Source organism: Lacinutrix sp. MEBiC02595 (assembly GCF_053601555.1).
Genome location: NZ_JBSHNU010000158.1, coordinates 54,189 through 67,165, shown reverse-complemented (window position 1 = coordinate 67,165; position 12,977 = coordinate 54,189). Strand labels below are relative to the sequence as shown.

The following is a 12,977-nucleotide window of genomic DNA, read 5'->3' as shown; positions in this document are numbered from 1 at the left end:
ATTCCGCACTTGATGCGGAATCCATAATAAAAGAAGAATATGAACATAGGAATCATAGGAGGAGGAACCATGGGAAGTGGCATCGCGCAAGTGGCTGCAACTTCTGGTTGTACAGTAAAGTTATACGATACCAATCAAGCGGCTTTAGATAAAGCAAAAGCAAGTTTGGAGAAAATATTATTGCGTTTAATTGAAAAAGGAAGAATAGATACTTCCGAAAAAGAAAGAATTCAAGCAAACATCTCTTACGTAAGCAATCTAAAAGATTTAGCAGATTCTAATCTTACCATTGAAGCCATTATTGAAAACCTAGAGATCAAGAAAAAAGTATTTTCAGAATTGGAAAGCTATGTTGCTGACGATTGTATCATCGCATCCAATACTTCCAGCTTATCCATAGCATCCATAGCAGCTTCGCTTAAAAAACCGGAACGCTGCGTAGGAATTCACTTTTTCAATCCAGCGCCTTTAATGAAATTGGTGGAGGTAATTCCTGCCATTCAAACTTCAAAAGAAGTACTTGAAAAATCCATACAAACTATTTCCAACTGGAAAAAAGTAGTAGCCGTCGCTAAAGACACACCAGGTTTTATAGTAAATAGAGTCGCAAGACCTTTTTACGGAGAGGCTCTAAGAATATACGAAGAAGGATTGGCCGATTTTGCAACTATTGATAATAGTTTAAAATCTTTAGGTGGTTTCAGAATGGGGCCATTCGAATTGATGGATTTCATTGGTAATGATGTGAATTATACTGTTACTGAAACTGTTTTTACAGCCTTTTATTTCGATCCAAGGTACAAGCCTTCATTTACGCAAAAACGTTTTTCAGAAGCAGGTTATTTAGGTCGTAAATCAGGAAAAGGATATTACGATTATGCCGAAGGAGCTGTAAAACCAGATCCAACAGAAGATGTAACATTATCACAAACTATTTTCGATCGTGTTTTAGTTATGCTAATTAATGAAGCTGCAGACGCACTATTTTTAAGCATAGCATCCGCAGAAGATATCGATATCGCAATGACCAAAGGAGTTAACTACCCGAAAGGATTATTAGCTTGGGCAGACGAAAAAAGTATCCATTGGTGTGTGTCAAAATTAGACGAGTTATACAACGAATACCACGAAGATAGATACCGTTGTAGTCCGTTATTACGAAAAATGTACAGAGAAAATAAAACATTTTTCTAATTTTTTATTGTCCCCTGGAAGGGACTTTAGGGATGTACTAGAGAAATGAAAAATAATTAATAAGATTCCCGTTTTGATGGGTGATACATATGAAACCAGAACAAATTCCACATAAAATGCTATCCCAAGATGCCTATAGTCAATGGCTAGGAATAGAAATTCTAGAATGTGAAATCGGACGATGTAAAGTAGCGATGACCATTAGAAAAGAAATGCTAAACAGTATGAAAAAGGCACATGGCGGAATAAGCTATTCTTTAGCAGATACCGCTTTCGGATTTGCAGCAAATACCCACGGTAAATATGCGGTTTCCATAGAAACAAGTATTAACCATATTGAAGCATTAAATGAAGGAGATTATCTAACAGCAGAATCTGTAATAGAAACGGTAAAGAATAGATTAGGCTTTAATATTATAGAAGTGAAACGTGGAGACGAACTAGTAGCTCTTTTTAAAGGAGTGGTGTATAGAACACAAAAAGATTGGGAATAAAAACAAACAAAATATTAAATTGTTTAAAGTATGAAATGGCAAGGTAGAAGGCAAAGTGGAAATCTTGAAGACCAACGTGGTAAGAGTAATAAAGGTAAATTAGTAGCAGGTGGTGGAGTAATTGCTGTGGTGGTTATTCTTTTACAACTTTTTGGAGGAGAAACAGGACAGCAAATAGCACCATTAATAGAACAAGTAGCAAATAGCCAGACTACACAACAAGTAGAACAACGCGAATTAACCAATGAGGAAAAAGTCATGGGTGATTTTATGGGTACCGTTTTAGCAGATACCGAAGATGTTTGGAATGCTATTTTTAGAGAATATAATTTAGGGGATTATAAAGAACCAAAAATGGTATTGTTTACAAATGCGGTTTCTACAGCTTGTGGAAGCGCAACTTCTGCTTCCGGACCTTTTTATTGTCCTGGCGATCAAAAATTATATATGGATTTAGCTTTTTTCGATGAACTAAAAACGCGATTCGGAGCTAAAGGTGGTGATTTTGCTATCGCTTATGTGACAGCGCATGAAATTGGGCATCACATACAAACATTACTAGGTACATCATCAAAAGTAAGACAATTACAACAACAAGGTAGTCCAGTTCAAGCTAATAAATTATCGGTAGCGCAAGAATTACAGGCCGATTTTTATGCAGGAGTTTGGGCACATCATAATAAAAAATATTTACAGGCTGGAGATATTGAAGAAGCAATGAGTGCTGCCAATGCAGTTGGTGACGATGCAATTCAGAAAAGAACTAGAGGAAGTGTGAACTCCGATAGTTTTACACATGGTACATCCGAGCAACGTATGGAGTGGTTTATGAAAGGCTATAACACAGGAGATATTAGAAATGGAGATACCTTTTCTGCACTTATAAATTAAATTTCTGCGCAGGCAGGAATCTCTTAGTGTAAATAAAATAAACTTTGGCTAAGATAAAAAACATAACAAGTACCGGCGTTAGGGATTGAAACGATATCCTTTTTTATGTCAGTTCGAGTGCAATTGCTTTTTTGCAATTTAGTATCGAGAACAAGTAAAAAAGATATAGTGGATAGTGCGACCTTTAGATAACGCCAAAAAAGAATAAGAATAAAAAGTAAATAAAATATTAATTTGAAATAGAAGTTTCATTTTTCGACTTCCCTTTCAATTTCAATTTCATAAAATGGAAGCATATATAATAGACGGCATTAGAACACCAATAGGAAACTACAAAGGCACATTATCTGCTGTGAGAACAGACGATTTGGGTGCATTAGTGATTTCAGAAATCGTAAAACGTAATCCAAGTATTCCAAAAGAAGCATACGACGATGTCATTATGGGCTGCGCAAACCAAGCAGGAGAAGATAATCGTAATGTTGCGAGAATGTCTTCTCTTTTAGCAGGATTGCCATTTACCGTTCCTGGTGAAACCGTAAACCGATTATGCAGCTCTGGCTTATCGGCAATCATTCACGCAAATCGTGCAATAAAAGCAGGAGACGGAGATGTCTTTATTTCTGGTGGTGTAGAGAACATGACTCGCGGACCGTACGTAATGGCAAAACCATCAACCGCATTTGGAGGCGATTCTAAAATGTACGATTCTACTTTCGGATGGCGTTTTATCAACCCTAAAATGCAACAAATGTATGGTATAGATAGCATGGGAATGACGGCTGAAAATCTAGTAGAAAAATATAATATCTCTAGAGAAGACCAAGATAAGTTCGCACTTTGGAGTCAGCAAAAAGCAACCAAAGCACAAGAAAACGGTCGACTAGCAAAAGAAATAGTTACTGTCGAAATTCCGCAACGTAAAAAAGATCCCATACAATTTTCAAAAGATGAGTTTGTAAAACCAACATCTTCTTTAGAAATCTTAGGAAAACTAAGAGCCGCATTCAAAAAAGAAGGTGGAAGCGTGACTGCAGGGAATTCTTCAGGATTAAACGATGGAGCAGCAGCAACCATTATCGCTTCGGCAGATGCTGTAAAAAAATATAATTTAAAACCATTAGCAAGAATCGTGAGTTCTGCAGTGGTTGGTGTAGAACCAAGAATTATGGGAATTGGTCCTGTACAAGCTTCCAATAAAGCATTAGAAAAAGCAGGATTGACCATGGAAGATATGGATATTATCGAGCTTAACGAAGCCTTCGCTGCGCAAGCATTAGCGTGTATTCGCGCTTGGGGACTTGCCGATAACGACCCGAGAATAAATCCAAATGGAGGTGCAATTGCTATTGGTCATCCGCTTGGTGTTACAGGAGCAAGAGTTGCTTTTTCTGCAGCTTTAGAATTAAAACAACAGAACAAAAAATATGCGTTGATCACGATGTGTATTGGTGTCGGACAAGGATATGCAGCGATTATTGAAAATGTGAATTTGTAAAATAGTTTGGGCGTTACCACAAGGGTCGCGCTTTCACTACTCGCTCTTTTTGAGAAAATCAAAAAGGAGCTCAAACAAACCGTTCAATCGCTAACGCAAACCCACTCGAATGAAAATAACCACATAGGTTTTTTACACTTTTGAGGTTTAGAAAAAAGTTGTCCTGCGAGGTTTTAAAAACCTTGTAGGTATTTTAATAAAATTAGGAATATGAGTGTAAAAAGAACAGGTGTTATTTTATATGTTAAAGCGTATAAGGAATGTGTTCATTTTTATACCAAATTTTTAAACCTTTCGATATTATTTCAGAAGGAAGATTTAATTTGTTTTGATTTCTTCGGAACCTATTTAATGATTGAAAAAGAAGATAGATTAGATTATCTAGAAGACAATTCAGAAAAGAAAAATGATACTTGTCTACGGATAAATGTAGCAGATGTAACAGCGGTTTCCGATAGATTAAAAAAACAAAATATCGAAGTAGATTACCAAGAACATACTTGGGGAAAAGTAGCAAAATTTAAAGATCCAGATGGAAATTTAATTGCTTTTAAAGATGAGGATAGTTTTGCGAAACAAATAGAAGATTACAAATCTATCCAGGATTCAAAAACCTGGTAGGTAAAAAAATATAATTATAAAGTCACTTCGAATGATTCTGATTTTTTCTATCGGAATGGTATCGAGAAGACATAAAAATAGTTTCCCGTTTGGCGGGAATGATAAATACATTTATCAATGAAAAAGATAGAGCACTACGTTCAAGGACAATGGACAACAGGTAAAGAAGAAGGAATACCAATTCTAGATGCAGTAACAGGTGAAGCGTTCACTAGCATTGCTATTGAAGGATTAGATATTCCAGAAATTCTAAACTACGGAAGAACCAAAGGAGGAGAGAAACTTCGTAAAATGACTTTTCAAGAGCGAGGAAACATGCTTAAGAGTTTAGCCATGTATCTTACCAAAAGAAAAAATGCATTTTACGAATTAAGTTATAGAACTGGAGCGACCAAAGTAGATAGTTGGATAGATATCGAAGGTGGTTTCGGAAACTTATTTGCAAACGCTTCATTAAGAAAACTGTTTCCAAATCAGCCGTATCATGTAGAAGGTGATGCTATCGATTTATCGCGTGGCGGACGCTTTATGGCGCATCATATTATGGTGCCTAAAAAAGGAGTTGCTGTGCATATTAATGCATTCAATTTCCCGGTTTGGGGAATGTTAGAAAAGTGTGCAGTAAATTGGATGGCTGGCGTGCCTGCAGTAGTTTTACCAGCACCTTCCACATCTTATTTAGCAGAAGCAGTAGCAAAAGAAATTATAGCATCTGGTATTTTACCAGAAGGCGCATTACAAATCATAAACGGAACCGTAAAAACAATTCTAGATACTGTAGAATCTCAAGATGTTGTAACTTTTACAGGTTCTGCAAAAATAGGACGCTTATTAAAAGCGCATCCACAACTTATTAAAGAATCGGTGCCATTCACTATGGAAGCCGATTCTTTAAATGCATCTATCTTAGGAGAAGATGCAGTTCCGGGAACACCAGAATTCGACTTATTCATTAAAGAAGTAAGAAAAGAAATGACGGTAAAAGCAGGACAGAAATGTACTGCTATTAGAAGAATTATTGTGCCGCAAAATTTAGTAGAAGATGTGCAAAGTGCATTGTCTAAGCAATTAGATAAAGTAACTATTGGAGATCCTAGATTGAAAGAAGTTAGAATGGGATCTTTGGTAAGTCATCAACAAGTACAAGCCGTTAGAGATTCTGTCAATGATTTATCTAAAGAAGCACAAATCGTTTACGGAAGTTTAGATCATATAAACACGATTGGAGCAGATGCTAAAAAAGGTGCTTTTATTAGTCCGATTTTATTACGTTCCGATCATCCTTTTGAAAATACAATCATTCACGAACGTGAAGCTTTCGGACCAGTAAGTACTATAATGCCTTATAAAAACTTAGATGAAGCTATATTATTAGCGCAAATGGGTAAAGGTTCGTTGGTTTCTTCTATTGCCACAAATGATGATGAGATTGCTAAAGAGTATGTTATAAACGCAGCATCTCATCATGGTCGTATTATGGTTGTGAATCGGGATATGGCTAAAGAAAGTACAGGTCATGGTTCACCTTTACCTTACTTGGTACATGGAGGACCTGGTCGTGCTGGTGGTGGAGAAGAAATGGGTGGAATGCGTGGCATAAAACATTATTTGCAACGTACAGCTATTCAAGGTTCGCCAACTACAATTACAGAGATCACTGGTATTTACCAGCAAAATGCAAAATATAAGGAAGCACCACAGCATCCATTTAAATACCATTGGGAAGATATTCAACCAGGAATGTCGCTAAAAACGCATAAGCGTACCTTCACAGATACCGACATTATCAACTTTGCGAATCTTACTTGGGATCATTTTTACGCGCATACAGATATTACATCGTTAGAAGGTAGTATTTTTGCGAAGCGAACTGCGCATGGATATTTCATTATTTCTGCAGCGGCAGGATTATTTGTATATCCAAATAAAGGACCTGTAGCTGCGAATTACGGATTAGAAGACTGTAGATTCTTGCGTCCGTTATATCATAATGATACGGTCTATGTACGATTAACGTGTAAGCAAAAAGTAGATAGAGATGTCGCTTCGGCAGAACATCCTAGCGGCATCGTAAAATGGTATGTGGAGGTTTTTGATGCGGAAGATGAATTAGTTGCTATTGCTACTATTTTAACCATGGTGCAAAAGAAACAGGAAGCTTTCATTGAAATGACGGAAGATAAAATCACGGAATGTCTTTCCAAATTAAAAGAAGATGCAAAACCAAATTGGGGACTTTTAACGCCTCAGCATTTGATGGAGCATTTAGAACTTACGTATAGAATTTGTTCTGGAGAGATTCAGGATTTTGAAATAGCAACACCAGAAAAAATATTAGAAAAAGTGCATAACTCTTTATATAGTTATGATAAATTCCCAATGGGAACCGCTTTTCCAACATATAGAAAAAAGGAATTAGAAGATTTAGTACATGCTGATTTTGAAACAGCAAAAGCAAAGTTTGTAGAAGCTAGAGAAGCTTATAAAACATTTTTTAAAGAAAATCCAGAAGCTAAATTGAAGAATATGGTTTTTGGGGAGTTGAATAAATATGAATCGTATTTGTTAGAGAGAAAACACTTGAATCATCATTTCGAACAATTCAATTTACTCTAAATTTTAATTAAAAGTCACTGCGCACGTGTTGCGCAGTCGCTATAATGGAAATAAAATGTCTAAAAAGTATTACACGTACATCCTAACACATGAAAGAAATCATATCTTTTATGTAGGAGTAACAAATAATATTAAAAGACGAATGAGTGAACATAAAGCAGCAACTTTTGGGACGCATGTTGGACATTACAATATTAAAAAGTTGGTCTATTTTGAAGAACATACAGACATAAGAATCGCAATTCGTAGAGAAAAGACAATTAAGAAGTGGAAAAAAGAATGGAAGAAAAATCAAATAATCGAAATGAATCCAGATTGGATAGACTTGAGTTTAGATTGGGATCTTTCAAAGTATATTAAAAGTTAAAAATAATACGAATGCGCAACAAGTGCGCATTTACATACAAAGAATATGACTGAAGCATACGTTAAAATAAACATAGAAAACGAAGTAGGATATATCGAATTTTTCCATCCTGCACACAACTCTTTACCCGGAGATATATTAGCAAAACTAGCACAAACAATTACAGATGCTGGAACTAACGACGCTATTAAAGTTGTTGTTCTTAAAAGTGGAGGAGAAAGAACTTTTTGCGCAGGAGCAAGCTTCGAAGAATTAATAAACATCAACGATGCGGCAACAGGGAAAGTATTCTTTTCTGGATTCGCAAACGTAATTAACGCGATGCGTAAATGTCCGAAATTCATTATCGGTCGCATACAAGGAAAAACCGTTGGTGGTGGCGTTGGACTAGCAGCTGCAACCGATTATTGTATGGCTTCCAAATTTGCCGCTATTAAGTTATCTGAATTAAATATTGGTATTGGACCATTTGTGGTCGGACCAGCAATAGAACGTAAAATGGGATTAAGCGCGATGTCGCAAATCGCGATAGATGCAAATACATTTTACGCTCCAGAATTCGCAAAACAAAAAGGCTTATTCACGCAAGTGTATGAAAGTACAGAAGAACTAGATGAGGCTGTAAAAACAACAGCAGAGCATCTTTGTACATACAATACAGAAGCCATGCTAGAAATGAAAAAAGTATTCTGGCACGGAACTGACCATTGGGATGCACTATTAGCAGAACGAGCAGCAACTAGTGGTAAACTTGTGTTAAGCGATTTTACAAAAGAAAAATTAAAAGGATTTAAATAGAAAAGTCATTGCGAGGCCAAAGTACGAAGCAATCTCATGATAAGATTCTAATTTTCACTCCAAATGACAGTAATTAGTAAAGTATGATTTACAAATTCAAAGGCTACACACCAGTTGTACACGAATCTAGTTTCGTGCATCCATTAGCAGCAGTAACAGGAAATGTCATCATTGGTAAAAACTGTTACATTGGACCAGGTGCGGCTATTCGTGGGGATTGGGGTCAAATTATTTTAGAAGATGGTGTAAATGTGCAAGAGAATTGCACGGTTCACATGTTTCCTGGGAAATCTATTACACTTAAAGAAAGTGCACATGTTGGTCATGGAGCCATTATTCATGGTGCTAATTTGGGTAGAAATTGTCTTATTGGAATGAACACCGTAATCATGGATGATGCCGAAATTGGCGACGAATCCATAGTTGGTGCCATGGCATTTGTAAAAGCCGAAACTAAAATTCCTAAGCGAAGCTTAGTTGTCGGTAACCCAGCAAAAGTAATTAAGCAAGTGAGTGATGAAATGATCGCTTGGAAAACAAAGGGCACACAATTGTATCAGGAATTACCAGCCGATTGTCACGAGAGTTTGCGGGCTGTAGAACCATTAAGAGAGGTTCCAGAAAATATGAAAATACAGGAGGATGTTTATAAAACGTTACGAGAGTCTTTTAAAAAGTAATTTTAGATAACTACTCTCGTATTGGATATAATTTTCTTCTTATACGCCATAGGAGAGATTCCTTCTATTTTTTTAAACGATTTACAAAAATGCACATAGGTGTTAAAGCCACTTTGAAAGGCAACACTTTGAAGGTTGTCAATCCCTTCAATTATTTTAATAGAATACTTTATGCGTTCCTTCATTATATAATTAACAGGTGTAACGCCCAATGTATCTTTAAAACGATTAAAGAGTTTTGTTTTTCCAAACCCAGAAATACTAACAAGGTCATCGATGGTTATTTTATTCCTTAAATTAGTCATTATATAACTAATTGTCTTTTCTAAATTCTTATCCTTTATATTACTCTTTATATTTTTAATCAGAAGCGATCCTGCTTCCGTTTGAAGAACTCTTAATATCAACTCTCTTAATATTGCATTATTGACATGCGTGTCTAATCCTGAATTTCCAGCTTTTAAATATTTGTAAAAACGTTCAAAGCTTTCAATGGTATTTGTATCGTTAGAAATAAAATGAGAATGTTCTTCGCTTAATAAATATTCAAAATTAGCACTCCAATCTTTGTCTTCCATTAATTCTAAGACAAGCTTTTCAATAAATTCAGGAGAAATATCTAGTACTAAACATTTTGTTGGGTTTGTAAAACTCGCATTACTAATTTCTACTTTTTGAACTACATCTTTCTCTGGAATAAAAACCATTCCAGGAAAGAATTCCACTTTAGCATTTTTAGAAACCACCGTTTTATGGCCAGATAACATGATGGTAATCATGTGTTTGTCAAAAGTAAAAGAGATGTCTTTACAAGGAGAGTTTGTTTCATATATGGTTAAAAGACCATCATCAAACTTATATTCCGTGCTTTTTTCAATAAATGTCTTTCTTTCGGGTTTCATATTGTGAATTATAGTTAATAAAATCGGTTAATAATTCAAATATATTGAAAATAATTCACAAATTCTTAATAATCGTGTTATAGTTTATCTATTGTGTATGATAATTCAATTATTATAGGGCTAACCATAGTAATTTGGTTGATAATTCATAGGAACTCATTTAGCAATCATTAAAACGAATATTAATTTATAAACAAAAACAATGAAAACGTATCATACTATAATTGGAGGAAAACAAATTATTTCAGAAAACACATTCGAAGTTAAAAATCCAGCAACAGAGGAGCTTATAGGTTATGCTCCAATTTCTACAAAAGCGGAAGTTGCGGAAGCGGTAGCCGCTGCGAAAAAAGCACAACCAGCTTGGGCTGCTCTAGACGATGATAAAAGAAAAGAGTACATCATGAAAATTGCAGAAGTGCTTACGGATAATACCGAGGAATTGGCAACATGGATTACAAAAGAACAAGGAAAGCCTCTTGGTGGGCCGGGTTCTATGTTTGAGATGCAAGCTTGTGTAGGTTGGACTCAGGTTCCAGCGTCTTTAGATTTACCTGTAGAAGTTGTTTTTGAGGATGAAACGAGACGCGATGAATTACATAGAAAAGCTATCGGTGTTGTTGGAGCAATTGCGCCATGGAATTGGCCTTTAATGATTGCTATTTGGCAAATAATTCCTGCGCTTAGAGTTGGAAATACAGTGGTTCTAAAGCCATCGGAATACACAACAATAGGAACTTTAGAAATGGTAAGAATGATTAATGAAGTTTTGCCAGCTGGTGTTTTAAACACCATTAGTGGACCGGGAGAAATTGGAGCAGAATTGGTAGGTAATAAAGATATCAATAAAATAATGTTCACGGGTTCTAATAGTACAGGACAAAAAATTATTGAAGCTTCTGCTGGTAATATGACGCGTTTAACATTAGAGTTAGGTGGTAATGATGCGGCTATTGTTATGGAGGATGTAGACCCGAATGCGATTGCGGAAGGTTTGTTTTGGGGAGCATTTTTAAATATGGGACAAACCTGTGCTTGTGCAAAACGCTTATATGTACACGAAAGTAAATATGAAGGTGTAATAAGTGCGCTTAGTGATTTGGCAGAAAAAATGCCAATGGGAAATGGTTTAGAAGAAGGAATTGTTTTAGGGCCAATTCAAAATAAAATGCAATATGATAAAGTAGTAGACTTAATTGAAGATGCTAAGGCGAATAATGCAAGAATAGTTTGCGGGGGAGCTCCTAAAGAAGGAAAAGGTTTTTTCTACCCAATTACTATCGTTGCAGATGTAGAAGACGGATTAAGATTAGTAGATGAAGAGCAGTTTGGTCCAGTTTTGCCAATTATAAAATATTCTAATATCGAGGATGCTATAAAAAGCGCGAATAGATTAGAAGCGGGTTTAGGAGCTTCGGTTTGGTCTTCTAATTTGGAAGAAGCGAAGAAAGTAGCAGCAAGAGTAGAAGCTGGTACAGTTTGGATTAATCAGCATGGTGCAATCCATCCTATGGTGCCGTTTGGAGGTATTAAGGGTTCTGGTTATGGTGTGGAATTTGGTTTAGATGGTCTGAAATCAGTAACACAACCTCAGGTGATTAGTATTAATAAAGCTTAATTTTTTGATATGATTTATAATAAGGCTATAGAAACATTACCTATAAAGGAACTTCGAAAGTTACAAAATGAACGTTTAGAAACCATGCTAAACCGAATTTATACGAAGGTGCCTTTCTATAAAAATAAACTCGATGCGCTTGGTCTGAAACCCGGAGATATAAAAGGTGTTCAAGATTTGCATCGGTTACCATTTACAAAGAAAACGGATTTAAGGGATAATTACCCATTCGGACTTTTTACTTGCGATGTGAGCGAATTAAATCGAATTCACTGTTCTAGCGGTTCTACAGGAAAGCCAACAGTAGTTGGTTATACTAAAAATGATTTAGATGTTTTTGATGAAGTAGTAGCGAGATCACTTGCATGCGCAGGAGCAAAACCAGGAATGCGTTTACATAATGCATATGGTTATGGTCTGTTTACTGGAGGTTTAGGGATACACGGCGGAGCAACAAAATTAGGTATGGCTGTAATACCTATATCTGGAGGAATGACAGATAGACAACTGCAGCTTTTAGAAGATTTTCAATCGGAAGTACTTTGTTGTACACCTTCTTATGCGCAAACCCTCGCAAATGAATGTGAAAAAAGAGGTATTGATCCTTCTAGATTCAATTTAAAATATGCAATTCTAGGAGCAGAACCTTGGACAGACGGAATTCGAAATGAAATAGAACAAAAACTAAATCTTAAAGCTACAAATATTTATGGCTTAAGCGAGATTATTGGCCCTGGTGTTTCGCAAGAAGATTATGAAGAACAAGGCACGGGAAGTTATATCTGGGAAGATCATTTTTATCCAGAAATTGTAGATAAAGATACCGGTGAACCATTGCCATATGGAGAAGAAGGCGTTTTAGTAATAACCACATTGACTAAAGAGGCGTTTCCTGTTTTAAGATATTGGACAAATGATATTTGTAGTTTATCCTACGATCATAGTATAAAACGTACACATATAAAAATGAGTGCCATAAAAGGACGATCAGATGATATGCTAATTATAAGAGGTGTTAATCTTTTTCATACACAAGTGGAAGATGTTATCTCTAATATAGAAGAGCTCTCTGTAAATTATCAGCTTATTGTAACCAAACAAAATGCGATGGATACCGTAGAAGTGAAAGTAGAAGTGGTAAATAATGAACTGCTAGACAATGAGCAGCTGATTAAAAAATTCTCTAAAAAAATAAAAGATAATATTGGATTGTCTATGAAAATCACCCTTCACCCCGTTGGAGAAATACCTAGAAGTGAAGGTGGTAAATTAAGTAGAATTATGGATAAAAGATAAAA

12 protein-coding genes are annotated in these 12,977 nt (G+C 35.8%); 11 read left to right on the top strand and 1 reads right to left on the bottom strand.

The features are described 5' to 3' along the window. The first annotated feature begins 39 nt into the window (after positions 1-39). From ACVCZW_RS03160 to ACVCZW_RS03120, 9 genes are all read left to right on the top strand, one after another. The gene (locus tag ACVCZW_RS03160; protein WP_452228033.1) at positions 40-1,194 is read left to right on the top strand and encodes a 3-hydroxyacyl-CoA dehydrogenase NAD-binding domain-containing protein; all 1,155 of its coding nucleotides are present in this window, start codon (positions 40-42) and stop codon (positions 1,192-1,194) included. Between the two features lie 89 nt (positions 1,195-1,283). Beyond that, on the top strand, positions 1,284-1,688 hold the full coding sequence (locus tag ACVCZW_RS03155; protein WP_452228032.1) for a hotdog fold thioesterase: 405 nt from the start codon (positions 1,284-1,286) through the stop codon (positions 1,686-1,688). A 30-nt stretch (positions 1,689-1,718) separates the two neighbouring features. Next, entirely contained in the window at positions 1,719-2,579 is an 861-nt protein-coding gene (gene ypfJ, locus ACVCZW_RS03150) for a KPN_02809 family neutral zinc metallopeptidase (RefSeq protein ID WP_452231630.1), read from the top strand. Between the two features lie 286 nt (positions 2,580-2,865). Further along, positions 2,866-4,077 (top strand): 3-oxoadipyl-CoA thiolase, encoded by a 1,212-nt coding sequence (gene pcaF / locus ACVCZW_RS03145; RefSeq protein ID WP_452228030.1) that lies wholly within the window; start codon positions 2,866-2,868, stop codon positions 4,075-4,077. A 210-nt stretch (positions 4,078-4,287) separates the two neighbouring features. After that, positions 4,288-4,698 carry a VOC family protein gene (locus ACVCZW_RS03140; RefSeq protein WP_452228029.1) on the top strand — a complete coding sequence of 137 codons (411 nt, stop codon included), beginning with the start codon at positions 4,288-4,290 and terminating at the stop codon, positions 4,696-4,698. Between the two features lie 117 nt (positions 4,699-4,815). Beyond that, on the top strand, positions 4,816-7,314 hold the full coding sequence (paaZ, locus tag ACVCZW_RS03135; RefSeq protein WP_452231629.1) for a phenylacetic acid degradation bifunctional protein PaaZ: 2,499 nt from the start codon (positions 4,816-4,818) through the stop codon (positions 7,312-7,314). Positions 7,315-7,369: 55 nt separating this feature from the next. Beyond that, a complete protein-coding gene (locus ACVCZW_RS03130; RefSeq protein ID WP_452231628.1) occupies positions 7,370-7,681 on the top strand; it encodes a GIY-YIG nuclease family protein in 312 nt (103 codons plus the stop codon). 45 nt (positions 7,682-7,726) lie between these two features. After that, a complete protein-coding gene (locus tag ACVCZW_RS03125; protein WP_452228026.1) occupies positions 7,727-8,479 on the top strand; it encodes an enoyl-CoA hydratase/isomerase family protein in 753 nt (250 codons plus the stop codon). Between the two features lie 83 nt (positions 8,480-8,562). Then, positions 8,563-9,159, top strand: coding sequence for an acyltransferase (locus tag ACVCZW_RS03120; protein WP_452228025.1), 597 nt, complete (start codon positions 8,563-8,565; stop codon positions 9,157-9,159). A 2-nt stretch (positions 9,160-9,161) separates the two neighbouring features. Here ACVCZW_RS03120 and ACVCZW_RS03115 read toward each other — a convergent pair whose 3' ends face one another. Beyond that, complete coding sequence (locus ACVCZW_RS03115; protein ID WP_452228024.1) at positions 9,162-10,061, bottom strand: AraC family transcriptional regulator; 900 nt, start codon at positions 10,059-10,061, stop codon at positions 9,162-9,164. Between the two features lie 202 nt (positions 10,062-10,263). Between ACVCZW_RS03115 and ACVCZW_RS03110 the strand changes: the two genes are divergently transcribed. Both ACVCZW_RS03110 and ACVCZW_RS03105 read left to right on the top strand, forming a co-directional pair. Further along, complete coding sequence (locus tag ACVCZW_RS03110) at positions 10,264-11,679, top strand: aldehyde dehydrogenase family protein (protein WP_452228023.1); 1,416 nt, start codon at positions 10,264-10,266, stop codon at positions 11,677-11,679. 9 nt (positions 11,680-11,688) lie between these two features. Further along, the gene (locus tag ACVCZW_RS03105) at positions 11,689-12,975 is read left to right on the top strand and encodes a phenylacetate--CoA ligase family protein (RefSeq protein ID WP_452228022.1); all 1,287 of its coding nucleotides are present in this window, start codon (positions 11,689-11,691) and stop codon (positions 12,973-12,975) included. The last annotated feature ends 2 nt before the right edge of the window (positions 12,976-12,977 follow it).

Bases quoted from the DNA above. Each gene is read 5' to 3' on its own strand.
- ACVCZW_RS03160 (WP_452228033.1), top strand. From the start codon at position 40: ATGAACATAGGAATCATAGGAGGAGGAACCATGGGAAGTGGCATCGCG.
- ACVCZW_RS03155 (WP_452228032.1), top strand. From the start codon at position 1,284: ATGAAACCAGAACAAATTCCACATAAAATGCTATCCCAAGATGCCTAT.
- ypfJ (WP_452231630.1), top strand. From the start codon at position 1,719: ATGAAATGGCAAGGTAGAAGGCAAAGTGGAAATCTTGAAGACCAACGT.
- pcaF (WP_452228030.1), top strand. From the start codon at position 2,866: ATGGAAGCATATATAATAGACGGCATTAGAACACCAATAGGAAACTAC.
- ACVCZW_RS03140 (WP_452228029.1), top strand. From the start codon at position 4,288: ATGAGTGTAAAAAGAACAGGTGTTATTTTATATGTTAAAGCGTATAAG.
- paaZ (WP_452231629.1), top strand. From the start codon at position 4,816: ATGAAAAAGATAGAGCACTACGTTCAAGGACAATGGACAACAGGTAAA.
- ACVCZW_RS03130 (WP_452231628.1), top strand. From the start codon at position 7,370: ATGTCTAAAAAGTATTACACGTACATCCTAACACATGAAAGAAATCAT.
- ACVCZW_RS03125 (WP_452228026.1), top strand. From the start codon at position 7,727: ATGACTGAAGCATACGTTAAAATAAACATAGAAAACGAAGTAGGATAT.
- ACVCZW_RS03120 (WP_452228025.1), top strand. From the start codon at position 8,563: ATGATTTACAAATTCAAAGGCTACACACCAGTTGTACACGAATCTAGT.
- ACVCZW_RS03115 (WP_452228024.1), bottom strand. From the start codon at position 10,061: ATGAAACCCGAAAGAAAGACATTTATTGAAAAAAGCACGGAATATAAG.
- ACVCZW_RS03110 (WP_452228023.1), top strand. From the start codon at position 10,264: ATGAAAACGTATCATACTATAATTGGAGGAAAACAAATTATTTCAGAA.
- ACVCZW_RS03105 (WP_452228022.1), top strand. From the start codon at position 11,689: ATGATTTATAATAAGGCTATAGAAACATTACCTATAAAGGAACTTCGA.